Origin of the sequence: Shewanella loihica PV-4 (assembly GCF_000016065.1) — a bacterium.
Classification (GTDB): domain Bacteria; phylum Pseudomonadota; class Gammaproteobacteria; order Enterobacterales; family Shewanellaceae; genus Shewanella; species Shewanella loihica.
On the sequence record NC_009092.1, the window covers coordinates 2,209,332 to 2,235,091 of the forward strand.

24 protein-coding genes and 1 tRNA gene are annotated in these 25,760 nt (G+C 51.8%); 13 read left to right on the forward strand and 12 right to left on the reverse strand.

What is annotated here, in order from left to right; translation table 11 throughout:
* The first annotated feature begins 44 nt into the window (after positions 1-44).
* Positions 45-680 (forward strand): YchE family NAAT transporter, encoded by a 636-nt coding sequence (locus SHEW_RS09890; RefSeq protein ID WP_041406624.1) that lies wholly within the window; start codon positions 45-47, stop codon positions 678-680.
* Positions 681-786: 106 nt separating this feature from the next.
* Here the strand turns inward: SHEW_RS09890 and SHEW_RS09895 are convergent, their stop codons facing one another.
* The 9 genes from SHEW_RS09895 to SHEW_RS09935 form a co-directional block, all read right to left on the reverse strand.
* A complete protein-coding gene (locus tag SHEW_RS09895; RefSeq protein WP_011865710.1) occupies positions 787-2,112 on the reverse strand; it encodes an anti-phage deoxyguanosine triphosphatase in 1,326 nt (441 codons plus the stop codon).
* A 28-nt stretch (positions 2,113-2,140) separates the two neighbouring features.
* Positions 2,141-2,728, reverse strand: a complete 588-nt coding sequence (gene yfbR, locus SHEW_RS09900; RefSeq protein ID WP_011865711.1) for a 5'-deoxynucleotidase — start codon at positions 2,726-2,728, stop codon at positions 2,141-2,143.
* Positions 2,729-3,030: 302 nt separating this feature from the next.
* Positions 3,031-4,245, reverse strand: a complete 1,215-nt coding sequence (locus tag SHEW_RS09905) for a pyridoxal phosphate-dependent aminotransferase (protein ID WP_011865712.1) — start codon at positions 4,243-4,245, stop codon at positions 3,031-3,033.
* 278 nt (positions 4,246-4,523) lie between these two features.
* Positions 4,524-5,084: an elongation factor P gene (gene efp / locus SHEW_RS09910; protein ID WP_011865713.1), complete on the reverse strand. Its 561-nt coding sequence runs from the start codon at positions 5,082-5,084 to the stop codon at positions 4,524-4,526.
* A 47-nt stretch (positions 5,085-5,131) separates the two neighbouring features.
* Positions 5,132-6,301, reverse strand: coding sequence for an elongation factor P maturation arginine rhamnosyltransferase EarP (earP, locus tag SHEW_RS09915; RefSeq protein WP_011865714.1), 1,170 nt, complete (start codon positions 6,299-6,301; stop codon positions 5,132-5,134).
* Positions 6,302-6,512: 211 nt separating this feature from the next.
* Positions 6,513-7,040, reverse strand: coding sequence for a flavodoxin FldA (gene fldA, locus SHEW_RS09920; protein WP_011865715.1), 528 nt, complete (start codon positions 7,038-7,040; stop codon positions 6,513-6,515).
* 50 nt (positions 7,041-7,090) lie between these two features.
* Positions 7,091-7,363, reverse strand: a complete 273-nt coding sequence (ybfE, locus tag SHEW_RS09925) for a LexA regulated protein (RefSeq protein WP_011865716.1) — start codon at positions 7,361-7,363, stop codon at positions 7,091-7,093.
* An 11-nt stretch (positions 7,364-7,374) separates the two neighbouring features.
* Positions 7,375-7,596 carry a DUF2788 domain-containing protein gene (locus SHEW_RS09930; protein ID WP_011865717.1) on the reverse strand — a complete coding sequence of 74 codons (222 nt, stop codon included), beginning with the start codon at positions 7,594-7,596 and terminating at the stop codon, positions 7,375-7,377.
* Between the two features lie 81 nt (positions 7,597-7,677).
* A complete protein-coding gene (locus tag SHEW_RS09935) occupies positions 7,678-8,445 on the reverse strand; it encodes an alpha/beta fold hydrolase (RefSeq protein WP_011865718.1) in 768 nt (255 codons plus the stop codon).
* Between the two features lie 291 nt (positions 8,446-8,736).
* On the opposite strand from SHEW_RS09935, the gene seqA reads away from it, so the two are divergent.
* Together seqA and pgm are read left to right on the forward strand one after the other, a co-directional pair.
* Positions 8,737-9,267: a replication initiation negative regulator SeqA gene (gene seqA, locus SHEW_RS09940; protein ID WP_011865719.1), complete on the forward strand. Its 531-nt coding sequence runs from the start codon at positions 8,737-8,739 to the stop codon at positions 9,265-9,267.
* Positions 9,268-9,311: 44 nt separating this feature from the next.
* Positions 9,312-10,991, forward strand: a complete 1,680-nt coding sequence (pgm, locus tag SHEW_RS09945) for a phosphoglucomutase (alpha-D-glucose-1,6-bisphosphate-dependent) (RefSeq protein WP_011865720.1) — start codon at positions 9,312-9,314, stop codon at positions 10,989-10,991.
* 158 nt (positions 10,992-11,149) lie between these two features.
* Here the strand turns inward: pgm and msrA are convergent, their stop codons facing one another.
* Complete coding sequence (msrA, locus tag SHEW_RS09950; protein WP_011865721.1) at positions 11,150-11,629, reverse strand: peptide-methionine (S)-S-oxide reductase MsrA; 480 nt, start codon at positions 11,627-11,629, stop codon at positions 11,150-11,152.
* Between the two features lie 319 nt (positions 11,630-11,948).
* Between msrA and astE the strand changes: the two genes are divergently transcribed.
* From astE to SHEW_RS10000, 9 genes are all read left to right on the forward strand, one after another.
* Entirely contained in the window at positions 11,949-13,016 is a 1,068-nt protein-coding gene (astE, locus tag SHEW_RS09955) for a succinylglutamate desuccinylase (protein WP_011865722.1), read from the forward strand.
* A gap of 183 nt (positions 13,017-13,199) precedes the next feature.
* Entirely contained in the window at positions 13,200-14,378 is a 1,179-nt protein-coding gene (locus SHEW_RS09960; RefSeq protein WP_011865723.1) for a thiamine pyrophosphate-dependent dehydrogenase E1 component subunit alpha, read from the forward strand.
* 3 nt (positions 14,379-14,381) lie between these two features.
* On the forward strand, positions 14,382-15,359 hold the full coding sequence (locus SHEW_RS09965; RefSeq protein ID WP_011865724.1) for an alpha-ketoacid dehydrogenase subunit beta: 978 nt from the start codon (positions 14,382-14,384) through the stop codon (positions 15,357-15,359).
* A gap of 11 nt (positions 15,360-15,370) precedes the next feature.
* Positions 15,371-16,933, forward strand: a complete 1,563-nt coding sequence (locus SHEW_RS09970; protein WP_011865725.1) for a dihydrolipoyllysine-residue acetyltransferase — start codon at positions 15,371-15,373, stop codon at positions 16,931-16,933.
* Between the two features lie 119 nt (positions 16,934-17,052).
* A complete protein-coding gene (gene nadA, locus SHEW_RS09975; RefSeq protein ID WP_011865726.1) occupies positions 17,053-18,120 on the forward strand; it encodes a quinolinate synthase NadA in 1,068 nt (355 codons plus the stop codon).
* A gap of 314 nt (positions 18,121-18,434) precedes the next feature.
* Positions 18,435-20,423, forward strand: a complete 1,989-nt coding sequence (locus tag SHEW_RS09980; RefSeq protein WP_011865727.1) for a methyl-accepting chemotaxis protein — start codon at positions 18,435-18,437, stop codon at positions 20,421-20,423.
* Positions 20,424-20,558: 135 nt separating this feature from the next.
* A tRNA-Ser gene (locus SHEW_RS09985) sits at positions 20,559-20,646 on the forward strand.
* 335 nt (positions 20,647-20,981) lie between these two features.
* Positions 20,982-21,173 carry a ribbon-helix-helix protein gene (locus SHEW_RS09995; RefSeq protein ID WP_033540539.1) on the forward strand — a complete coding sequence of 64 codons (192 nt, stop codon included), beginning with the start codon at positions 20,982-20,984 and terminating at the stop codon, positions 21,171-21,173.
* Positions 21,174-21,373: 200 nt separating this feature from the next.
* On the forward strand, positions 21,374-21,718 hold the full coding sequence (locus SHEW_RS10000) for a zinc ribbon domain-containing protein YjdM (protein ID WP_011865729.1): 345 nt from the start codon (positions 21,374-21,376) through the stop codon (positions 21,716-21,718).
* A 166-nt stretch (positions 21,719-21,884) separates the two neighbouring features.
* On the opposite strand, the gene cls is transcribed toward SHEW_RS10000, so the two are convergent.
* Positions 21,885-23,399: a cardiolipin synthase gene (gene cls, locus SHEW_RS10005; RefSeq protein WP_041406626.1), complete on the reverse strand. Its 1,515-nt coding sequence runs from the start codon at positions 23,397-23,399 to the stop codon at positions 21,885-21,887.
* A 164-nt stretch (positions 23,400-23,563) separates the two neighbouring features.
* Between cls and SHEW_RS10010 the strand changes: the two genes are divergently transcribed.
* Complete coding sequence (locus SHEW_RS10010; protein ID WP_011865731.1) at positions 23,564-24,442, forward strand: endonuclease/exonuclease/phosphatase family protein; 879 nt, start codon at positions 23,564-23,566, stop codon at positions 24,440-24,442.
* 46 nt (positions 24,443-24,488) lie between these two features.
* Here SHEW_RS10010 and SHEW_RS20840 read toward each other — a convergent pair whose 3' ends face one another.
* Complete coding sequence (locus tag SHEW_RS20840) at positions 24,489-25,031, reverse strand: substrate-binding periplasmic protein (RefSeq protein ID WP_041406627.1); 543 nt, start codon at positions 25,029-25,031, stop codon at positions 24,489-24,491.
* Positions 25,032-25,760: the final 729 nt, after the last annotated feature.

The following is a 25,760-nucleotide window of genomic DNA, read 5'->3' on the forward strand; positions in this document are numbered from 1 at the left end:
ATACTGCTTTTTAACCGACTATAGCGTCACTTGAGGAGATGACATTGGATTTAACACTTTATGTTAAATTTTTTCTTGGCTTGGTAGCGATAATCAACCCCATAGGTTTGCTGCCCGTGTTTGTGAGTCTGACCAGTCACCAGACAGAAGCGGAGCGTAACCATACGGGTAAGGTTGCCAACTTTGCCGTGGTGGTGATCCTGCTTGTGACCATCATCGCCGGCCAGCATATCCTCAACATGTTTAGTATCTCGCTGTCGGCGTTCAGAATTGCCGGCGGAACCCTGATCGCCATCATCGCCATGTCCATGCTGCAAGGTAAGCTGGGCGAGGTGAAGCGTAACCAGGAAGAAGACAGGGAGGCGTCGGGCATGGAGTCGGTTGCCGTAGTGCCTCTGGCTTTGCCGCTGATGGCCGGCCCTGGCGCCATCAGCTCGGTGATCGTTTCGGCGGCGCAGCACAACACCTTTAGCGACCTTATTGGCATGTCGATCACTGTGGTGATCTTCGGCCTCACCAGCTTCACCCTGTTTCGTATGGCGCCGGTGATCTTCAAGTTGCTGGGTAAGACGGGCATTAACGTGATCACCCGTCTCATGGGTCTGCTGATGCTCTCTATCGGTATCGAGGTGATGGCGGCCGGTTTCAAGGGCCTGTTCCCTAGCCTGATCGGCAGTTAGCCAGTTTTTGAAAAGGCTCTGGTAAAGAAAAAGTCTCAGGATAAGAAAAACGCGCACGGTGCGCGTTTTTTTATGCCTATTTCCTTAGTGTCTCTTGGCGTAGGGCTTACTGCAGATCGATCAGGGATCCCGCCTTGGCACTAAACAGATGTTGGTGCAGGCGGGCGGCAAACTCATCTGTCATTCCCGAGATGTAGTCGGCGATCACCCGGTTGCAGTTGCCTTCTTGCTGGGCCATCTGTTGCCAGCGCTCCTGGGTATTGAGCGGTAACAGACGCTCGGGATCCGAGGCGAAGGCCTCGAACAGCTCCATCACTATCTGCTGGCCCTTATATTCCAGCATCTGGATCTCGGGTTTGCGGATCACCCGCTTATAGACAAACTGCTTAAGTACATGGAGCGCCTCGGCGAAGGGGGGCTCCAGGCGGGCGTTATATCTGAGTAGCGGCTCGATAAAATTGGGGTTTTCATCGATCAAGATGGCGGTGACGAAACCGTTGACCAGGGTACCTATGGCGTCTTTGCGCAGGTGATTTTCCAGCGCAAACAGCTTATCGCCAATGGTGGCAAACTCCTTGGCAATCCATTCATCGTCGCTGCCCGCTAGCAGGCTGGACACATCTTGCTGCCACATGGCCTGGGTGACGATGCCCATGACGATGGCATCTTCGAGATCGTGAATGGCATAGGCGGTATCGTCTGCGAGCTCCATGATGGAGCAATCGAGCGACTTATACCGGGTGCGTCTGTGTTGATCTCTTTCCCCTGGCTCTGCCGAGACGAATCGCTCTCTGTCTTGGGTCGATAGCGGCTCGAGTACCCAGTCGAGCACAGGCTTGTCCTCAAAGAAGATCCCTTTAACCGGACGCCACTGGCTTGGCTTAAGTTGACGATAGCTGTCGACCTCTGGCCTTGGCTGGGACTGATACAGTTCATTGTGGCTGGCGGGATATTTAAGGATCCCCAGCAAGGTACGCCGGGTGAGGTTCATGCCAAAGTGCTGGGTATAAGGCTCGAGCGCGGTGAGGATCCTGAATGTCTGTCCGTTGCCCTCGAAGCCGCCATCGCTGCGCATCATATAGTTGAGCGCGACCTCACCGCCGTGACCAAAGGGAGGATGGCCTATGTCGTGGGCCAGACAGAGGGATTCTATCAGGCTCATGGAGTCGAGCAGATGATGCAGATCTGGGTATTTCTGTTTGAGCTGGGCGCAGATCCCTGTGCCTATCTGCGATACCTCCAGCGAGTGGGTGAGGCGGGTGCGATAGAAGTCGTTCATGCCGACACCCAGCACCTGAGTCTTGGCCTGCAAACGTCTGAAGGCGGCCGAGTGTAGAATGCGGGCGCGATCGCGCTGATAGGGGCTGCGGTGGTCGTTGCGCCTGAGTTTCTCTTCGCCCAAGCGTCTCTCATGCCAGATGGCTGATGTCATATGCTCTCCTCGTTGCCAGACTTTGCTGCTAAAGCAGGCGATTGATCTCGTCGAGATTTAGCTCGAAGCTGGGAATAAAGGTATCGATAAAATATTTTACCGCCGGATCTGGATTCTTGCTTAGGGATTCGGTGAGGCGGCGCTTGGCGGTATTGAACTCGTGGTTGCCGGCCGTCTGCTCCTCCAGGCATTTGAGGTAGGCGCACAGGGTATCGGCAGATTTCACCAGTTGCTTGTACTCCTCGTCGGCCTGATCGCTCAGTAAAAGGTCCCGGTAATCTTCTTGAAACTCTTCGGGCACCATCTCCAGCAGCCTGCGCTCGGCAATCGCCTCTATCTTCTTGTACTCGGCCTCGATCTCCTTGTTGAAATATTTGACCGGGGTGGGCAGATCGCCGGTGAGGATCTCGCTGGCATCGTGAAATATCGCCAGGGTGGCGGCGCGCTCCGGGCTGAGCTGCTTGTTGAATTTCTTGTTGGCTATGATGGCTAAGGCGTGGGCCACCATGGCGACCTGTAGTGAATGTTCCTGTACGTTTTCCGGGCGGACGTTGTACATGAGTGGCCAGCGTTGGATCAACTTCATCCTGGCCAGGTGGGCAAACAAATGACTCATACTGCTATCCCTGTTGCTAAGTTGCTTTAACAGTAACACAGGGCAAGTAAATAGAAACAGAGCCTTATACCAATCGTAATAAAAACTTGATCATTCTAGTTTGTTAAAACGCTTGAGAACGGCGTTAGCATTTTTAATCCTGGAATTACTAACTCTTGAATAACTACTTATCTAAAAATCCTGGCTTGTTCACAGGTGTTTTTCTGCGCTATATCTGCTCACTGATTTATTGTGATTGGTATTAAAAATAAAAAAAGCGATCCTGAGATCGCCTTTTCTTTGTTTAGTTACAGCCAGAAAGCTTATTGGCTGTAGCTGGTGAGGAAGTCACCGAACTCCACCAGTGCCTTGTGCAGATCTTCCTTGTGGGGCAGGAAGACCACCCTGAGATGATCCGGCTCTGGCCAGTTAAAGGCGGTGCCTTGGACCAGTAAGATCTTCTTCTCTTTGAGGAGATCCAGCACCAATCGCTCATCATCCCTCAGGTTAAACTTCTTGGCGTCGAGCTTAGGGAAAGCGTACAGCGCGCCCTTAGGTTTCTTACAGCTGACCCCTGGGATCTGATTGAGTAGCTCATAGCAAGTATTGCGCTGCAGCGTGAGTCTTCCCTCGGGAGCCACCAGCTCGTTGATGCTCTGATAGCCACCCAGCGCGGTCTGTATCGCGTGCTGATTGGGCACGTTGGAGCACAGTCGCATGGAGGCCAGCATGTCCAAGCCTTCGATATAGCTCTTGGCGGCCTTGAGGTTACCCGAGAGCATCATCCAGCCGACGCGAAAGCCCGCGGCGCGGTAGGACTTGGAGAGACCATTGAAGGTCACGGTCAGAATATCGTCCGACAGTGTCGCTGCCGGAATGTGTACGGCACCATCGTAGAGGATCTTGTCGTAGATCTCGTCTGCAAACAAGATGATGTCGTGCTGACGGCACAGCTCGATGATCTCCAGCAGTAACTCGCGGGAGTATACGGCGCCGGTAGGGTTGTTAGGATTGATCAGCACTATGCCGCGGGTGCGACTGCTAATTTTGGATTTGATGTCGTCGAGATCGGGAAACCAATCGGATTCTTCATCGCAGCGATAGTGCTGCGCCTTGCCGCCGGAGAGGTGTACCGCCGCCGTCCACAGAGGATAGTCGGGTGAGGGCACCAGCACCTCATCGTCGCTGTTAAGCAGGCCCTGCATCGCCATTACGATGAGTTCCGACACGCCGTTGCCTATGTAGATATCCTCGATATCGACGCCAAACAGCCCCAGGCTCTGGTAGTGCTGTACGATCGCCTTGCGCGCGGAAAACAGCCCCTTGGACTCGCTGTAGCCCTGGGCGCTGGGCAGATTGAGGATCACGTCGCGCACTATCTCTTCCGGGGCCTCGAAACCGAAGGGGGCCGGGTTACCTATGTTGAGCTTAAGGATGCGATGGCCTTCATCTTCCAGGCGCCTGGCTTCCTTATGGACAGGCCCGCGGATGTCGTAACAGACGGTGTCGAGTTTATTGGATTTAATGATAGGGCGCATCGAAACCTCGTGATAGCCGGTAAAGAAAAAAGCTGATTGTGTCAAAGCTCGTAAGTTATCGAACAATAACGAAAAAAAGTATTGTTTAAAAGGGGCTTCGCCGCAATTTAGGAAATATTTTTAGAGGAAAATGCTGAATAGCTTGTTTGTTAAAAAATAAAACAGAGTATTATTCTGGCGTGTTTGCTGTTGGAAGTTATTGTCACTGCTTTTGTCAGCTTAAGGCACAAAAAAGCCAGCGAATTACGCTGGCTTTTATTATCGAGTTAACGGCTTGTTTAAGCGCGCTTCTTGAACTCGTGTGTGCGAGTGTCGATCTCGATCAGGTCGCCAGTCTTAACGAAGTCTGCAACGCTCAGGGTTGCACCACCAGCGATAGTGGCAGGCTTCATAACTTTACCTGAGGTGTCGCCACGAGCTGAAGGCTCAGTGTAGGTCACTTCACGTACAACTGTGGTTGGCAGTTCAACAGAGATAGCCTTACCTTCGTAGAAAGTTACCTGGCACTGTTCTTCCATACCGTCAACGATGTAAGCAGCTGCATCACCTAGGTTGTCGGCTTCAACGTCGTACTGGTTGTATTCAGCATCCATGAAGACATACATAGGATCGGCGAAGTAAGAATAAGTACAATCAAGACGGTCTAGAATGATATCTTCCATCTTGTCTTCACCCTTAAAGGTGGTTTCGGTAGATGATTCTTGAAGTAGGTTCTTCAGTTTCATCTTAACGATAGCCGCGTTACGGCCTGAACGAGTTGTTTCAGTCTTTTGAACAACCCATGGGCTGCCATCTAACATGATCACGTTACCTGGACGGATTTCATGAGCAGTTTTCATTTCTCTATTTCCTATATTTTAGGGTGTTTCTATTTCAACGCAGTATCTTAGCTATTTTTAACGAATTGAACTAGTCGTGTTGCAAGATCTGCATCATTTAATGCTTCATTCGGCCAATCTTGTGCATGTTGCGTGAGGGCCAAATGCGCGTTATCCACTTGTTGCCACAGGGAAAGCAGACTTTCCTGCTCGCCTTGATTAAAGCCGATATTGAGCTTTTTCCAGGCGTCGGCGATTTCTGGGGCCAGATTATGACAATAAAGTGCCATAAAGGCTTCTAATTTTATCAGGTGATAGTCTTCTTCCTGGGGATAGATATGCCAGATAAAGGGTTTTGCCGCCCATTGGGCACGCAGGAAGGAGTCTTCACCGCGCACTATATTGAAGTCACAACTCCATAGCAGGCGATCGTAACCCTGCTGATCTGTCATCGGTAGCAGATGTATGGTCAGCTTGCCATGGTGAAAACGGCTTCCAGGTGTCAAAGCCTGCTGCTGGTCGATGAAGGCTCCCAAGCTATTGAGACTGCGGCCGATAGGCACTAACAAATGCACTTGTCTCTCACCATCTTGCCAATGGCGGCATAGGGCCTCGAGACTTTCGGTTTCATAGCTGAACAGGCTGATGACGGTATCATGCTCATCGATGCCGCTTAGGCCCAGTGCTTCAAAGTATGTCAGTCGCTCCTTGTTATTCTGCCACGCTTGACGACGCTCCAGCAGATCCGCTTCGCAGATGAGGCCGCCAGTCTTTTCAGTGAAACCTGGAAAATAAAACTGCTTCTTCAGGCCACTGCGTTGCAATGAGGGGAGGCCATGGCAGCCCTCGACCCAATCTTCGGCGCTCAGATACTCAAGGTTTAGCCAGACGGGCACCTTGTCGCCTAATTGATGTAGCTTGGCTATCTTGCCGAGCACCTCGGGGGGCAGTTCACAGGCAAACGCCTCGATAAGCACCTCGCCCGGCAGATACTCTTGGCTCAGTGGCGCATCCCACAGTTTGATGCATACGCCCTCGAAGCTCTGGCTGCCACATAAAGGGTCCAGCTTTGGCAAGATATGACCAAAGCTGGCTAAGTCGTCCACCCATAGGGTGACGGCCAATCCATATTCTTTTGCTAACTGTTTGGCCAGACGCCAGGTGACGCCGATATCGCCATAGTTATCGACGACGGCGCAGAAGATATCCCAGTGGTTGGCGTGTGTTTGACTCTGCATGGGGTTAGCTAATTTGGGTTCTCTATTACTCGGGGGAGTGTTTAACGCGACTTATTTCTTCGCTACTATCCCTTTGCCATTATCCCTTCGCCATTATTGCTTCGCAAAGGCGAGGGTTAAGTATTGCATTCGGGCTTATATATCAGGGCCAATGTATCAGGGCTAAAAAAAGCGGCTATTCGCCGCTTTTTATACTGATGTGGCCGAAAGATTAGTCTTCCAGCTCTGCCAGGCACATCTCTTCGTAGATCTGCTTAACCCAGGCATCGACACGCTCTTCGGTCAGCTCAGGTTGACGATCTTCGTCGATACCCAGACCCACGAAGTGCTTATCGTCGGCCATGCCTTTAGAGGCTTCGAAGTCGTAGCCGTCGGTTGGCCAGTGACCGATAACCACGGCGCCGCGCGCCTCAACGATCTCGTTAACCATGCCCATGGCATCGAGGAAATACTCGGCGTAGTCTTCCTGGTCGCCACAACCAAAGATAGCGACTAGCTTACCGTCGAAATCGATCTGTTCTAATTCAGGGAAGAAATCGTCCCAATCGCATTGGGCTTCACCGTAATACCAGGTCGGGATACCGAATAGCAGCAGATCATATTCTGCAATCTGTTCTTTGGTACTCTTAGCGATATCCTTAACGTCGACCATCTTCTTACCCAGTTTCTTCTGGATCATCTTGGCGACGGCTTCGGTATTACCTGTATCACTGCCGAAAAAAAGACCTACAGTTGCCATTGTCTTTCCTTTATCTAGTTCACTGACGTTTGTTTCAATACCACTTAAGATCAGCTTCTGACCTGCTTAAGCAGTATCGATTCGATTAATTGGCTGCGGCTGATGTTACTGGCCAAAGCCTTTTCATTCAAGGCGTCGTATAAATCTTGTGACACCTTTAACTCTATTCGTTTTAATCCTGCGGCTCTGTCGCGCTGGATCTGATTTCGCTTATTGACCTTTAGTTGTTGCTCCCGGGGAAGGGGATTGCTGCGAGGGCGTCCTCGGCGTTTCTCCGTTGCAAACAGGTCTATCGTTGTTCTGTCTGAAGATTCTTTTGCCATCGAATGTTCATTTAACCTATGCCAGAGCTCTCCCAGGAGAGTTGGATCAAGCCCTTAGCTATAAACCCGGCACAGCCGAGAAATAATACTAACCAAACAATATAGCGGCCAAATTTAGGGACATTTCCCTGTTTGAGCACGTCATGTATTGCCATACCAATAAAGAAAAATATCGCCGCAAAGAACAGGTTTAAGCCAACTGCCTCTATCTGTTCCATATACTGAGATAACATGCTGCGTTCCCTCAGGCTAAAAAAAGAGGCGCGAATATACCATAGTTAAGCGATATCTGCTACACGCTTTACAGACAAGATTCAGTCATTTTCCGCGATAAACTCGGCGACGATGCGATTGAAAATAGCCGGTTTTTGTGCGTGTAACCAATGACCTGTGCCAGCCAGTGACTTGGCCTGGATCTTAGGGAACTGAGACAAGAAAGCCTGGCGGTGCGCCGCGGTGACATAGTCAGAATCGGCGCCGCGAATGCACAGGCTAGGGCCTGTATAGGTTTTATCTGCCAGTGGCCAACCGATCAGGTGCTCATAGCTGGATTTCAGTCCGGCCAGGTTCATCTTCCAGGCAAAGCCTTGCTCATCCTTGGTGAGGTTTTTCAGCAGAAACAGCGCCGTACCTTCATCAATACCGGCACCGAGCAGCTGCTTTTGCGCATCAGCGCGGTTAGCCAGCGCGCTAAGATCTAGGTTGCTTAGGCCGGCAAACACGGTTTGATGCCTGGGTTGATAGGCGACGGGCGCAATGTCTGCCGCTACCAGACTCTTGACGCGATCGCCATAGAGCAGGGCCGTGGCCATGGCGATCTTGCCGCCCATAGAGTGGCCGACCAGGTGCGCCGACTCCAGCTCGAGCTCATCCATCAAACCAATTACGGCCTCGGCCAACATGGGATAATCCATGTTGGGCCAGTGTGGGCTGAGGCCATGGTTTGGCACGTCGATGCGGATCACCTGATGATCTTCGAGTGCATTGCCTAGAGTTTTTAGGTTATCCAGGTTGCCAAACAGGCCGTGGATAAGGATAACCGGACTACCTTGTCCCGATTGGGTGTAATTTAAGCTGGTCATGGAAAGGCTGGTCTTGGAAAGTTAAGCGTGAAAATAATTGCCCAAATTGTGCCTGTTAATCGCTGCAAAAGACAGCATTAAGCGCGATCGCGCCATTCTCTGACGGGTTTTTGCGCACTTGAGGCGTAATTTATTGATCTTGTAACCAAGTTGTGGATTTTTAATGCGATCGCTCTTTATTCCTGTGGGAAAGATAGCATACACTTGAACGGATCTGGCATCAGTTGCTGCGGATCGCGTTCGCGATAACAATAACCTAATTACCTTTACCGTCTAAGGAAGATTCTAGTCATGAAATATATTGAGATTGATGAAGAGCTATATCGCCATATTGCCAGCAAGACAGAGCGCATAGGAGAGAGTGCTTCAGAGATCCTGCGACGATTACTCGGCCTAGACGTAGAGACGGTTGCCATGGAGCAGCCTAAGCAGATCAGCCAGCCAGGCCTGGATAAAGAGGTGGCGCAAACGCATCAGGCGGCGAGTATCGACCCCGAGACCTTGATCGACAAGGGGGCACTGGCCCAGCAAAAAGGCGCCGTTGGCCGTTTCCTGTTTACCTTAGAGGCTATCTATAAAGCGACGCCTAATCAGTTTGACCAGGTGCTGCAGATCCAGGGGCGCGATCGTCTCTACTTTGCGACCTCTAAAGAATCGCTACTCAAGGCCAGTAAGTCGGCCAACCCGAAAGAGATTGGCAACAGTGGCTTCTGGGTCACCACCAATAACAACACGGCGAAGAAGCGCACCATCCTAAGCGAAGTATTAGGTCAGTTCGGCGTGCAAGAAAAACAGATTGAATCCATTATCGGTCATATTTAAGTGAGATACTGAGGCTCAATCTACCCGACACTTAGGAGTACATTTTGGCGCTACACGAGCGAGCCGGTAAACCGGCACAACAAAGGGACTTGGTTAATATTCCTAAACTGATGAGCCACTACTATCGGCTCTCACCGGATGTGACCAATGATGCGCAGAAGGTCACGTTCGGCACCTCGGGCCACAGAGGCTGTGCCTTTAATAAGAGTTTCAACGAAAAACATATCCTGGCGATTGTTCAGGCTGTGGTGGATCACCGCATCGAGGCGGGTATCAAGGGGCCGATGATCGTCGGTATCGACACCCATGCACTGTCTCAGGCGGCTTATGTCACCGCTCTCGAGGTACTGACCGCCAATGGCGTGCAGGTGATTGTCGCCAAGAACGATGAGTATACCCCGACCCCTGTGGTGTCCCATGCCATCATAGCGGCCAACAGAGTGCAGGGGGCTGGGCTTACCTATGGGCTTAACTATGGGCTTACCGATGGCCTTATCATCACGCCATCTCACAATCCGCCTCAAGATGGTGGCATCAAATATAATCCCCCCCATGGTGGTCCGGCCGAAGGCGGCATCACGGCCTGGGTCGAGCAGCGCGCCAACGAGTATCTGGCCAAGCAGCTAGAAGGGGTGAAGCGCCTGACCTATTCAGTAGCGGTCACCACCAGTCTTATTCAAGAGCGCGACCTGATGGCGGCTTATGTCGAAGATCTCGAGCAGGTGATCGACATGCAGGCCATCAAGCAGGCTGGCATTCGTATCGGTGTCGATCCCCTCGGCGGCTCAGGAATTCACTATTGGGCCAAGATTGCAGAGCGCTATGGGCTGGATATTACCCTGGTGAACGATCGCATCGATCCCGCCTTTGGTTTTATGCCCCTGGATAAGGATGGCAAGATCCGTATGGACTGCTCATCGCCCTATGCCATGGCGGGTCTGCTGGTCCACCAGGATGCCTTCGATATCTGTTTCGGTAACGATCCCGATTACGATAGGCACGGTATTGTGTGCCCGGGCAGCGGTCTGATGAATCCTAACCATTATCTGGCGGTGGCTATCGAGTACCTCTTGTCCCATCGCCCGCAGTGGTCGGCCGATCTTAAGATAGGTAAGACCCTGGTCTCCAGCGCAATGATAGACAAGGTGTGCCGTGAGCAGTCGCGCAGCCTCTGTGAGGTGCCGGTTGGCTTTAAATGGTTCGTCGAGGGCCTGGCCGATGCCAGCTTCGCCTTCGGAGGTGAAGAGAGTGCCGGCGCCGCCTTCTTACGTCGTGACGGCGGCAGTTGGTGTACCGATAAAGATGGTTTCATCCTTGCGCTGCTGGCGGCAGAGATTCTGGCGGTAACGGGTAAGACGCCTGCTAAGCTTTACGCCGAGATGGTCGAGCGTCACGGAGAGAGCTTCTACAAGCGTATCGACTCGCCGGTTAACCCTAAGCGTAAGGCTAAGTTTAATCAGTTGGTGAGCGAGCCCCTGAATGTCAGCGATCTTGGCTGTGAAGCCATGGCTGGAGATGCCATCCTCGAGGTGCTGACTCATGCCCCGGGCAATGGCGCGGCTATCGGTGGCATCAAGGTAGTGACCGAAAAAGCCTGGTTCGCCGCGCGCCCATCAGGCACAGAGGCGTTGTTTAAGCTCTATGGCGAAAGTTTTGTCAGCGAGGCGCATCTCGAGCAGGTGCTGGAGCAGGCCCAGCAGATGATAGAGCGGCTCTTGGCCTAATCGAAGTAGGCCTAGTTCGTTAGCCTAACAGGCTCTTAGATAAACCTTAGTCGCTTACTCCATAGCAGCTTAATACTTAGACAAAATAATAAAGCCAGTGATTCACTGGCTTTTTTTGTGGGCGTAACTTGCATCGAGCTGCTTGGAATAACCAAGCGCTAGTAGGTGAGGTGACAGCTAGGCAAGTTGTTCTTTTCTAGATAGTTCTGATGATACTCCTCCGCCTTATGGAAGGTGAGCACTGGGACTATCTCAGTCACTATAGGTCTAAGCCCCCATTTACCGCTGCGGGCGAGGGCCAACTTTGAAGCTTCGGCCTGTTCCTTCTGGGTCTTGTCGTGGAAGAAGATGGCGCTGCGATACTGGCTGCCGATATCGCCGCCCTGCATATTGAGCATGGTGGGATTATGGTTACTCCAGAACACGGCAAGCAGATCGTCGAAGCTCACCTTGGTCTCGTCAAACTCGACCTGTACCACCTCGGCGTGCCCGGTTGTGCCAGTCTTAACCTCTTTATAGGTGGTCGCCTTGTCATCACCGCCCATATAGCCACAGGTGGCAGAGGTAACGCCGTCTATCTGCTTGAAAAAATACTCTACGCCCCAGAAACAGCCTGCGCCAAATGTTGCTAATGCCATGGTTGACCTCTTCTCGATTAACGCTTATCTATCTTTTGTTCATCTAGATAACCAATTATCTAGTGTCTAAATTATCTAACGAATCGTCTAGTCCAGTTAATTTTATACGTTTAGATGGCTAGACGGCTTTATTCTGTATTATCTGATTAACGAATGCAACAGGGAAAATATGCGGCGATCGACTGGCCCGCGTGGTCGTCGACTCGCTTAAGTGTTACTATGCTGGCCAACTGATAATAATGCTAATAAATCCAAGGAGTCGCTATCTTTCAGGCCTACAAGGTGGGCGCTGTGGTAGTGATGCAGTAAGGAGTTTGCAGTGCGAGACACCCTGATGTTGTCGAAAGACTTTTTGCAATTGACACTAGACAATCCTGTCGGCCTCGAGGCGTTTGAATTTACCCTAGGGCAACACACACAGGTGTCGGTATGGGATACCGGCGTCATCCAATTTGAGCCGCTCGTTACGTATGAAGCTAATCAAGAGAGCGAGCAAGATGGAAAGGAAGAAGCCCTTAAGAGCATAGTGCTCTCGTCGGCGGTTCATGGTAACGAGACGGCGCCAATCGAGCTGTGTGATCAGCTTATTACTGCGCTGCTGTCTGAGACGCTGATTGCCCGTCATCGCCTGCTGTTTCTGATCGGTAACCCTCCAGCTATCCTAAACGGTACCCGTTTCGTTGAAGAGAACCTCAATCGTCTCTTCAGCGGCGCCCACGCCAAAGGCGAGAGCAATGCCGAGCGGGTACGCGCTAAGAAGCTAGAGCAGTATGTGGATCGCTTCTTCAACGCGGCGCCAAAAGACGGCAGTCGTTATCACTACGACCTGCACACGGCAATACGCGCCTCTAAGCATGAGAAGTTTGCCATCTATCCTTATCCACACGGCGCACCTTACAGCGGCGAGCAGATCATGTTCCTGGCCGCCTGCGGCATCAACACAGTGCTGTTTCACCACGAACCTACCACCACCTTTAGTTACTTCTCTGCCCATGGCTATCAGGCCCATGCCTTTACCATAGAGCTTGGCAAGGTAATGCCCATGGGGCAGAACGATATGACGCGCTTTATCGCGGTGAAAGAGATGTTGACCCGTCTGGTAAGCGGCCGGGACCTCGAGCTCGGTGAGTTTGACCCGAGCCAGGTGAATCTGTATCAGGTTCATCGCTCAATCAATAAGCAGTTTGACGACTTTAGCTTTACCTTTGCCGACGACGTAGAGAATTTTACGGCGTTTCCAAGAGGTTATATATTGGCTAAGGATGGCGGGACTGAGATTAAGGTCGAGGCCGAATCTGAGTCCATCGTGTTTCCCAACGCCAATGTGCCGGTTGGCCAGCGCACTGTGCTGTGTTTAGTGCCTGCCAAAGATTATCGCGTGGTTTAGGCTCCGGCTTGTAAAGCTAGCGATACATGGGTGAGGGTAGCTAGTTGTTAGCCGCGCCCTGTGATAGCTTGCTAGGTAGTTTACGTTAACGTAACTTTAAGGCCGCGTCATAATAGAGAATAGTGAACAACTTAGGCTGTTCGCAGTCAGATAACAAGAATACTCAGCTGATAAGAGAATAGTATGAGCAACGCAACGAGCAATACAGAGACTGTCCATCGTGTCAGTTTTCTCGATAAGGATTCATTATCGATCCCGATCCTGAAGATCCTTCAAGCCGACGGTACCACCTTTGAAAATGCTGTGTTACCCGTGATCGATCAGGATTTGGCTGCCAAAATTTATGATACTTGTGTGTTCACACGAGTACTCGATGAGCGCATGTTAGCCGCTCAGCGTCAGGGACGGATCAGCTTCTACATGACCTGTACCGGTGAAGAAGCCGCCGTGGTCGGCAGTGTTGCCGCCCTGGATCAAGACGATGTTATTTTAGCCCAGTACCGTGAACACGCGGCGATTCGCTATCGTGGCTTCACCACTGAGCAGTTTATGAACCAGATGTTCAGTAACGAGAAAGATCTGGGTAAGGGCCGTCAGATGCCGATCCACTACGGCTGTGAGGCGCTCAATTACCAGACCATCTCATCGCCGTTGGCTACTCAGATCCCACAGGCGACGGGTGTTGGCTATAGCCTCAAGATGCAGGGCAAACGTAACGTTGCCATCTGCTACTTCGGTGAAGGCGCCGCCTCAGAGGGTGATTTCCACGCCGGTCTAAACATGGCTGCAGTGCTGAACTCTCCAGTTATCTTCTTCTGTCGTAACAATGGTTACGCCATCTCGACCCCGACCAACGAGCAATTTGCCGGTAACGGTATCGCCAGTCGTGGTGTGGGCTATGGCATGCATACCATTCGCGTGGACGGTAACGACATGCTGGCAGTAATGGCCGCGACCCAGCAGGCAAGAGCCTATGCGTTGGAGCACAACAAGCCTGTGCTGATCGAAGCCATGACCTATCGTCTTGGCGCTCACTCCTCTTCGGACGACCCATCTGGTTACCGTTCTAAGGATGAAGAGGCCAAGTGGCAGCAGCATGATCCGGTTAAGCGCTTCAAACTGTGGTTGATCAACAAAGGCTGGCTCGCCGAGAGCGACGATGCGGCCCTGTATGAGAAGTACCGTGAAGAGGTGCTGGCCGCAGTGAAGGTTGCCGAGAAGCTACCCGCACCTAAGATTGACGAGATCATCGAAGATGTCCTCGACGAGCCGACGCCCAGACTCAAGCAGCAGCTGACCGAGCTTAAGCAGCACATCAAGAAATATCCTGATTCCTATCCACGCAGCGCAGGGAGAGATTAAATCGTGGCAAAGATTAATATGTTACAAGCCATCAACGATGCCTTGACCATTGCGATGGAAACCGACGACAAGGCGGTGATCTTCGGTGAAGACGTTGGCCATTTTGGCGGCGTGTTCCGCGCCACCTCTGGCCTGCAGGATAAGTTTGGTCGCGATCGTTGTTTTAACACCCCGCTGACAGAGCAGGGTATCGCTGGTTTTGCCAACGGTCTGGCATCTAATGGCATGACGGCCATTGCCGAGATCCAGTTTGCCGACTATATCTTCCCGGCGTTCGATCAGATAGTAAACGAGTCTGCCAAGTTCAGATACCGTAGCGGTAACGAGTTTAATGTGGGTGGTATCACCTACCGTACCCCTTATGGTGGCGGCATCGCCGGTGGTCACTACCACTCGCAATCGCCAGAAGCGTATTTCACTCAGACACCGGGCTTAAAGGTGGTCGTGCCCCGTAACGCCTATCAGGCTAAGGGCCTGCTGCTTGCCTCGATTCGTGACAAGAACCCTGTGGTCTTCTTCGAGCCTAAGCGTCTCTACCGCGCCAGCGTGGGCGAGGTGCCGGATGAAGCCTATGAGATTGAACTAGGCAAGGCCGAAGTGGTTCAGGAAGGTACAGACATTACCGTGTTGGCCTGGGGCGCTCAGATGGAGATCGTCGAAGAGGCGGCTAAGATGGCGGCCAAGAAGGGGATCTCTTGTGAGGTTATCGACCTGCGCACACTCGCGCCTTGGGATGTCGATACCGTTGCGGCCTCGGTGAAGAAGACCGGACGCTTGGTGATCAACCATGAAGCGCCGCTGACCGGTGGCTTTGCCGGCGAGATCGCCGCGACTATCCAGCAGGAGTGTTTCCTCTATCTGGAATCGCCAATTAGCCGCGTATGTGGTCTGGATACCCCATATCCGCTGATCCATGAGAAAGAATATATGCCTGATGCGCTCAAGACCTTTGAAGCGATCAAAGCATCGATGAAATACTAGGAGCCCCAGGCATGATTAAAGATTTTATTTTGCCCGATATTGGCGAGGGCGTGGTGGAGTGTGAGCTGGTCGAGTGGTTGGTTGCCGAAGGCGATATCGTCACCGAAGATCAGCCCATTGCCGACGTGATGACAGATAAGGCGCTGGTGCAGATCCCGGCGGTTCATGGTGGTGTCATCAAAAAACTTCACTATAAGAAAGGTGACATAGCTATCGTTCACGAGCCGCTCTATTCAGTGGAAATCGATGGTGAGTTAGACGGCGATGCGACCACAGAATCAGCAGCTGAAGAAGCTGTCGTTCAATCTGATTCACAGCCAGTTGTTGGCGGCAAACGTGTCGAAGAGTTCCTGTTACCGGATATCGGTGAAGGGATTGTCGAGTGCGAGTTGGTGGAGTGGTTGGTGGCCGAAGGTGACATGGTGGTGGAAGACCAACCTATCGCCGATGTGATGACCGACAAGGCACTGGTGCAGATCCCGGCCATCAAGAGCGGTAAGGTGGTTAAACTCCATTACCGTAAGGGTCAGCTGGCACAGGTGCACACCCCGCTTTTCTCTATCGAGGTAGAGAGCGAAGAGGGGATCGTTGCCGCGCCGGTAGCAGATACTGCCCCAGCTGCGGTTGACCATGAAGAGGTTGAACTGCACGCCCCAGCCGGTAATGGTAAGGCGCTGGCAAGCCCGGCCGTGCGTCGTCTGGCGCGCAGCTATGATATCGATCTCAGCCTGGTGCCGGGTTCTGGTAAACATGGCCGAGTCTATAAGGAAGATGTCGAGCGCTTCCGTAGCGGCGAAGCCGTGAAGGCTAAGGCGGCGAAAGCACAGGCCCAAAGCGAGCCAACAGCTGCGCCTATAGCGGTTTCAGCAGGCGATCGCGTCGAGCCGATCCGCGGCGTCAAGGCGGTCATGGCCAAAATGATGACAGAGTCTGTCTCTACCATCCCGCACTTCACCTATTGTGAAGAGCTGGATCTGACCGAGCTGGTTGCGCTTCGCGAATCGATGAAGGCGCGCTACTCGAGCGACGATCTCAAGCTGACCATGATGCCTTTCTTCATGAAGGCGATGTCGCTTGCCCTGACTCAGTTCCCTGGCATCAACAGCCGTGTGAACGACGATTGCACCGAGCAGACCTTCCTGGCGTCACACAACATAGGCATGGCGGTAGACTCTAAGGTGGGTCTATTGGTGCCAAACGTGAAGGATGTGCAGCAAAAGTCGATTCTTGAGGTCGCGGCCGAAATTACCCGCCTGACCAAGGATGCCCGCAGCGGTCGTGTCAGCCCGGCAGACCTTAAGGGCGGCAGCATCTCCATCTCAAATATCGGCGCCTTGGGGGGGACTGTGGCAACGCCTATTATCAACAAGCCTGAGGTGGCCATCGTTGCCCTGGGTAAGTTGCAGACACTGCCACGCTTCAACGATAAGGGTGAGGTCGAGGCCCGTAAGATCATGCAGATCAGCTGGTCTGGCGATCACCGTGTGATAGACGGCGGCACCATAGCGCGCTTCTGCAACCTGTGGAAGCAGTATCTTGAGTCACCACAGGAGATGTTACTGGCGATGCACTAATCGCATGTAGCAGTTCACTAATAAGAGCGCAATTTGGCGCTCTTTTTTTTCTCCAGAGTTAATCTTTGGCGTTAGATTAAGTATAATGCCGCTAATTAGTCCCACTCTTTGGTTTGAGCATGAGTCAAGTAGCACCAAGCATCGAAAATATTCAGTATCCGTTTCCAGCAAAGCCCATTCCCCTAAGCGATAGCGAGAAGCATGCCTACAAGGCGCGCATCAAGCAGCTGTTGAAGGAGAAAGAGGCTGTCTTGGTAGCCCACTACTATACCGACCCTGAGATCCAGGCGCTGGCGGAAGAGACCGGCGGCTGTGTGTCGGACTCTCTAGAGATGGCCCGCTTCGGTCGTGACCATCCAGCCAAGACGCTGATCGTGGCCGGGGTTAAGTTTATGGGCGAGACTTCTAAGATCTTAAGCCCGGAAAAGACTGTGCTTATGCCAACCTTGGATGCCACCTGCTCACTGGACGTAGGCTGTCCTATCGACACCTTTAGCGCCTTCTGTGATGCCCATCCAGACCATACCGTCGTGGTATATGCCAACACCTCGGCCGCCGTTAAGGCGCGGGCCGACTGGGTAGTGACCTCGAGTATCGCCCTTGAGATCGTCGAGCATCTCGATAGCCAAGGTAAGAAGATCATCTGGGGACCTGACCGTCACCTGGGAAGCTATATCGCCAAGCAGACTGGCGCCGACATGCTGATGTGGCAGGGCGAGTGTATCGTGCACGATGAGTTCAAGGCCAAGGCGCTGCGTCAGTTAAAAGAGCAGTATCCTAATGCGGCTGTGTTGGTGCACCCCGAATCACCGGCGAGCGTGGTTGAGATGGCCGATGCCGTTGGCTCCACCAGTCAGCTGATCAAGGCGGCGCAGAGCCTGGAGAACGACATCTTTATTGTGGCTACCGATAAGGGGATCTTCTACAAGATGCAACAGGCGGCGCCGAACAAGACCCTGATCGAGGCGCCCACCGGCGGTAACGGCGCGACCTGTCGTAGCTGTGCCCACTGTCCTTGGATGGCGATGAACGGCCTTAAGGCAATCGAGGCGGCATTGATTAACGATGGTTCGGAGCAACACGAGATCTTCGTCGATGAGTCGCTTAGAGAGCGTGCACTGTTGCCGCTCGATCGTATGCTAGATTTTGCCAAGACGCTGAACATGCAGGTTAAAGGTAACGCCTAGGCGTTAAACAGCTTCTGCCAGCACACTTTGCTAACGTTAAAAGCGCCTTTAGGGCGCTTTTTTGTTGCCTATCGACCGACGGTGCCGCGGCTATACTAGACTTTATGGGCATTGTGAGGCTGCTTAAGGCATGTTAAAAAGTGAATAGTGTCATTTTATTGATGCCTTTAGTGCATGTTTTTAGGCGAGTTTTACTTTAACGTCAGATTTTTATGCTAGTGTTAATACGGTAATGGGCAAGGCTTAAGTGCGCCTTGTCTATGAAGTGACGAAACGCCACTCTATCAACCCGCGATGGTTAGGGATAACGCAAGATGAATATGCAATGGATCAGTGATCTCAATATAAAAAATAAGCTTTTGCTGGTGATAGTGCCGCCCATTCTGGGGGCAACTTTCTTCGGTCTGTTCGTGGTCTATGGCCAATATCAGCTGCATCAGGGACTGAGCCAGGTAGAGACGCTTTCCGAGCTGGCTGTGGTGAACAGTGATTTTGTGCATGAGCTGCAAAAAGAGCGAGGCATGAGCGCCGGCTTTCTCGGCTCAAAAGGCAAGAGTTTTGGCGATAAACTGCCAACGCAACGTCAGTTGAGTGACGAGCAGCTTAATAACTTCAAGGCCTTTACGGCAAGTCATGAGCTGCCCAAGGCGTTTGCCCAGCAGATGAGTCAGGTCAATCAGATGATTAATCAGCTCGGCGATATCCGCAGCAGGGTCGACAGCTTAAGCATCTCTGTGCCGGAAGAGGTGGCCTATTACACCAAGCTTAATGGCCTGCTGCTGGAGATTGTAGATCAGACCAGTCAGCAGGGGGCTAGCCGTCAGATCGCGGTGGAGTCGGCCAGTTTTGCCGCCTATCTGCAGATGAAGGAGCGCGCCGGTATCGAGCGCGCCGTGCTGAGCTCCACCTTTGGTAACAGCGCCTTTAAACCCGGCATGTTCCTCAAGTTTGTCAATTTGGTCTCAGAGCAGAACACCTATCAGGAGCGCTTCTTAGCCTTGGCGACCGATAAGGTAAACGCCGATTATCAGCAGGTCGTATCATCGCCCACCTTTATGGCGGTAAACGCCCTGCGTGACAAGGCGATGAGCCAGGATGCTGGCGCCCTGAGCGGTCAGAGCTCTACCGACTGGTTTGCCAAATCCACCGCCCGAATTGACGCCCTGCGTCAGTTCGAGCGTCAACTGTCACATCATCTGTTAACCGATACTCGCAGCGCGCTTGCCAATGCCAAGTCGCTGATGGTGAGTGTCATCGTCTTGATGTTGGTGTCAGGGCTTGTGGTGATCTTACTATCTCTGTTTATCGGACGTTACCTGCATGCCTCTCTCAGGCACCTCTATCACAAGGTGACAGAGTCGCAGAAACATTACGATCTCAGCGTGCGGGTCGACCTTAAGGGTAAGGATGAGATAGGGCAACTTGGCTCTGCATTCAACCACATGATGGCCGATTTCGAGAAGGTGATCGGCATGGTGAGGACCAATACCCAGGGTCTGCTCACCGCGTCTCAAGAGATGGAAGGTTGTGCCCGCATCATGCGTGAAGATGTGGCCTTGGGTCACAGCGAGGTGGATCAGGTTGCCTCTGCGATGACAGAGATGAGCGCCACGGTACAAGAGATCGCCCAAAATGCGGTGCAGGCCTCTGAAGCCTCGGCCCAGGCCAACAAGGAGGCGAAGGAGGGGAGCCTGGAGGTGGAACGAACCGCGGATTCCATAAATGAGTTGGCTCAGGAGATCGCCGATGCGGCGCAGGCCATCAATAACCTGGATGAAGACATTAAAGGCATAGTTGATGTGCTTGGGGTGATCAGCGGGATCGCAGAGCAAACCAACCTGTTGGCGCTTAATGCAGCCATCGAAGCAGCCCGCGCCGGCGAGATGGGCCGTGGCTTCGCCGTGGTCGCCGATGAGGTGCGCAGTTTGGCGCAACGGGCACAGACCTCCACCGAAGATATTCGCAGCATGACAGAACGACTGGAACGTGGCGCCAAGATCGCCGTGAAGGCGATGGAAAGCGGTCGCAACAAGGCGGAGATCAGCGTGGTAGAGTCCAAGCGCGCCGGTGAGGAGCTTATTCGCATCGTTAGCGAGGTGAGCGTTATCGACAGCATGAACGAGCAGATCGCGGCGGCAACCCATGAGCAATCGGCGGTGTCCGAAGAGGTGAACCAAAACGCGATGAAGATCAGCGACATCTATCGTAATACCCATGAGGTGTCCGATCGTCTCAGCCAGCTCAACGAGTCACTGCTTAACGATGTGAGTGCCATGTCTGAACTGGTGAGTAAGTTCAAATAGGGCGGATATGCAGCGAATTGGCGATCTATTACGCAAATGCCTGAGTGGAAAGTTTTTTAACTTGACCCTGTTTAGCGATTTGCGTAAAGTACCGCTCCGTTGATGCGATTCCTATTGGACATTGCACAACGCTTCGGTGAGTTGTCCGAGTGGCTGAAGGAGCACGCCTGGAAAGTGTGTATACGGCAACGTATCGAGAGTTCGAATCTCTCACTCACCGCCACATTCAATAAGAAAGACGCCTAAGGGCGTCTTTTTTTATGCCTGTCATTCGGCGCCTGTCATATTTATTCCTGTCCTATTTATGACTAGCTTAGGGCGCCAGTTGTCACTCTCCAGAACATATTTCTGATAAAAACTGTCTATCCTCCACACCGCTATAGCCAACGTGAAAATTGGCGTGGCATCCGACGAGACCCTTAGCCAACTAGCTAACATGGTACACAAGGCTAACTTCATAGCTTGGTTACTCTTTCTCAACGCTTAGGGAGGCTATAGGCAGGCGGCTTCTTAATGATTATAATCAAATGATAATATTTTTAGTGCGAGGAGTTGGCAATGGAAAATAAGACGGCACGCTTTACCGTGTTACTCGACCCCAGTAAGAAACAGGCATTCGAACAGTTGTGCGCCTCTCAGGATTTGACGCCCTCACAGGTCGTCAGACAGCTGATCCGCGGTTACTTAGAACAACATGGGGTGAGCTATGGGCAGGCCGAGCCGACCAAGAATCCTAAGGTTAAAGTTTAAGGTCAAATCTTAAGGCTAAATCTAAAGGTCATAGTGTAGCCAAGTGCGGCGTCTAGAATCTTAGCTGGCTTGAGTATGATAATTTTATTATAATACTATTATCATTGTGAGCGGTTTTAGAAGAAAGCCACAAAGTCATTCTAAATGACAGGCCGGATACTTAGATCGATCCTTACCTTTTTAATGAAAGAGAAAGAGTTATGAGCGATACAATTCCACCATGCCCAAAATGTGAGTCACCTTATGCCTATGAAGATGGCTCATTGTTGATCTGTCCAGAATGTGCTCATGAATGGAACCCTAACGAAGTGGCGGTCGATCCCGATGCCATCATCCTGAAAGATGCGGTAGGCAACCTGTTAGAAGAGGGTGACAAGGTTACCCTGATTAAAGATCTTAAGGTGAAGGGCACTTCACTGACCCTGAAAGTGGGCACCAAGGCGGTGATCAACCGTTTCGTCGACGCCGACCACGATATCGACTGTAAGGTTGATGGTCACGGCCAGATGATGCTGAAATCTAAGTTCGTGAAGAAGCAGAGCTAAGATCTCTGATTAGGCTTAGGCTAAGTTCTAGTTTTGGACTAAGCCCAAAGAATCAATAAAAAGACCTGCCAGCTGGCGGGTCTTTTTGTATCTAAGCTAAGTTTGAGCTTTGTAAATGTTAGCTATGAATGCCAATCAAGGTTTTCATGCTGTAGCCGTGAGCCAATTAAAGTAAAGGACTGAAGAGATAGAAGAGGTGTTCAATCACCCGCTGATATAGTGGTCTACTCTGCCAACGCTTGTACTCAAGCTGCTCGGCATTGTCGATATAGCCCTGCTGTAGCACTCTTAACTCCTCGGCAAATACCTTGTCATCTACTGCAAGGGTTAGTTCGAAGTTGAGCCAAAGGCTGCGCATATCCATGTTAACCGTGCCAATGAGGCTGTGCTCATCATCGATTAACACAGACTTGGTATGCAGCAGGCCGCCCCTGAATCTATGGATCTTCACCCCGGCCTTGAGCAGCTCGGCAAAGAAGGAGCGGCTGGCCCATTTGACCATAGTCGAGTCATTCTTCTGGGGAATGATGATGTTGACATCGACGCCTCGCGCCGCCGCAGTCACTAGGGCATCCAGTAGGTTCTCGCTGGGCACAAAGTAGGGGGTGGTGATCACTATCTTACGGCAAGCCTGGTAGAGACTCTGTAGCAACACCTGGTGGATCACCTCTTCGGGCATACCCGGCCCAGAGGGGATCACCTGTACCAGGGAATCCGCCTCACGCCTCACTTCACCTGATGGCTCACATGATAGCTCATATGATATCTCGTGTGATAGTTCATATGGTTTTTCGGGATTGCCCGGTGGCTCGGGCAAATAACGCTCGCTGGTTTCCACCTCCCAATCCCAGGCTGCGACCGTATTGACTAGCGGTACGGCCGGCCCCACCATGCGCACCATGACGTCGATCCACTGGCCTACGCCTTCTCCCTGCTTAAAGTACTTAGGATCTACAAGGTTCATCGAGCCTGTGTAGGCGATATGATTATCGATAACCACTATCTTACGGTGCAGGCGAAGATCTAGGCGCCTGAAGAACATCCTCAAGGGACTAACGCTGAGGGCCTGAGATATCTCGATGCCTGCCTTGCGTAGCTGTGTTGGCCAAGGGGAATTAAAGAAGGTGCGGCTCCCGGCGGCGTCCAGCAAGAGTTTTACTATGACACCACGTTTTGAAGCTTTTATCACGGCCCTGGCGACATCATCGGCCAACCCGCCAGGATGCCAGATGTAGAACTCCATCACTATGCTCTCCTTGGCCGCGTCGATATCCTGGATGATGGAATTGAGTATGCTTGATGGCGTATGCTGCAAGCAGAGCTGGTTGCCGCTGAGCGAGGGGATACCGAGCTGAGTATCACACAGCTGACTGATGGCTCTGGCGTGGTCACTCTGGCGCTCTGGCGTGTGCAGCGGATGCTGATACAGGGCCGCAAACCACTGGCCGTAGGGTTTGAACATCGCCTTGGAGCGACTCGCTCGGGTTTGCCCCAAGTGCGACTCGCCAAAGAGAATGTAGGCGATGATACCGACGAGGGGGAGGAAATAGATCACCAGTATCCAGGAGAAGGAGACCCCTATGGTGCGGCGTTTAATCACCAAGCGCAGCGCGATGGCGCCAAGAAACAACCAATAGATGAATACGCCGGCAATGGCGAGGATTTGATGTACATTTTCCATAATGTCTGCTTGAGCCTGAATTGCACTCGCTCGAGTATGATTCGATAATGGCGTTGAATCTAAATATAGCCTGATCGCTATCATATAGGCTAAGCTGCTGGTGCTAAAGCACTATTTTTATCATCTAGATTTAACGACAGCCACTTCGACAGTAGAGTAACTCTGTGAGCCAAAACCGATCCAATTCGCCGCGTTTACTGCGCTGGGGGATAAAATCATTACTATTATTACTCCTAAGTGCGGCTGCTTATGTGGCAGTGGTGACCTATCTTAACGGCGAGCCAGAGGTGATGATGAGTGAGGTTGAACCGGTTTTTGTCTCCCAATGTGTTGCCGCGCACACTAGTCAGGCGCTGGATAATGATGGGCTACTCAGAGTCGGTGTGTGGAACATCTATAAGCAGCAAAAGCGTGGCTGGCAGCAGGCTCTCAGTAAGATCGCCGAACGTAGCGAGATCATGTTGTTGCAGGAAGCTAAGTTAAACGCAGGCTTTAATCAGTATCTTAATGGCTCTAGCCTGCATCTGGTGATGGCTAAGGCGTTCTCGCTGCTGAAATCTCCCGTAGGGGTAATGAACCTCGCCACAGAGCAGGCGCGCGATGCCTGTGCCTATCATGCGGTCGAGCCCTGGATCCGTTTTGCCAAATCGACCCTCATCTCGCGTTACTCCCTGTCCAATGGGCAGACCCTACTGGTGGTCAATCTGCACGGCATCAACTTCGACTGGCAGCTTAAGAGCTATCGCGCCCAGTGGCAGCAGATAGTACAGAAGATTAATCTGCATCAGGGGCCAGTGATCTTAGGCGGCGATTTTAATACCTGGCGGGGTCAGCGTATGGCCTATATCGAGCAGCTCGCCCACCAGCTCAGGCTGAAGGAGGCGGTATACGAAGAAGACAAGCGTCAGCGAGTGTTCGGCTTGCCGCTGGATCATCTCTATTATCGTGGCCTGAATCTAGTTGCGGCCGAGTCTTTTACCAGCCAGGCATCGGATCACAATCCCATCTGGGCTGAGTTCAGGTTAAAGCCAGTAGCACATTAGCACCTCGATACCTCACCACCAGTCGAAGTTCATTGATAGTCGAAACTCATTGGTAGTCGAAACGACACTCCTCCGTATGACGGTTGAACCTGGCGAGAAAGCCAGGATGCTTCTCCAAGAAGGTTTTACCAAAGTAGACCCCAAGATCGATACGCATGTTTGGGCGTTTGACGAAGGCGTCCATTGAGAGGTGCGACTGACGTACCTGCTCCTCGAACAGCAGCGCATTCTCCATCACACCGTCAATGCGCCTGGCATCCAGCAATTTGACCAGCTCGTTAATGGTGGGAAAGATCTTCACCTTTTTGAACTTATTCTTGGCTAACCAGTGGGCGCTATTGGAATGGATGCGCGCGCCAAACAGGGTATTGGATTTCAGGCTAGCCACACTGGTCGGGATCCGGTACTCGTTGTGGTAATAGAAGTTCCACTCCTGCTGAATGAAGGTATTACTCTGCACGGCAAATTGATCGCGCCATTCGTTGCGCGAGGCTGAGAAGAAGCCATCATATTTTCCCTGTTTGACGCTGTTTTGTGCCCGGCCCCAGGGAAGGAAGATCACCCTGTAGGCTTGATCGATTTTTGTCATTACACAATCGAGCGCGGTTAGTCCAAAACCGCCTTGATGGGCGACGCCCTGTGCGTCTCTCTCCTGGCTATGATAGGGCGCCCATTCCTGCGTTGCTATTGTGACTAGCTTAGGAGTTACAAGCTTAGGCTCTTCTTTTTGTGATGAACTATTTTGATCCTCTGTTGCTGTAACATTAGCGGCCATGAAGAGTGGAGAACCTAAAATTAATAGACTAGCGCAAAATATTTTCATGGCTAAATTATGCGAAGAAAGTTGCCTAGAAGGGTCACTTTTCCTGCTTTTTAATTGGGCGCTATTCTTAGCGTTTGTGCGCGCGCTAAATTGGGCTTTGGACTTGATGATATTAAGCATGACTACCTCTTGAGGCTCTAAATTCAGTGTAGTGCCCGTCAACTCTGTGTCAAAAGCAGCTTACCTTATACCTTGTGTTGATGAGCTAAGCGTTTAACTCTGGTGCAAGGTCAGCTTTTAACGTTCGGCCGATAGAGGGTTAAGCCTGGCAAATACCTTTGTAACAAAGCTTGTCTAAGATGGTGTGATAGCTGCAATTTTCCTGGCAACGTGATTTACTATGGGCCAACTGGGCTAAGCTCATGTATTGGCTTATCTATCGGTTCGAGTATCTCTGCTGCAAAAAACGTCGAGTAAGGCCGTTAAAGGCATGTTTTAAGCTGCAAGCTAAGAAGTCGTTATTAGAAAGCCGTTAAGAGAAAGTCGTTAAGAGAA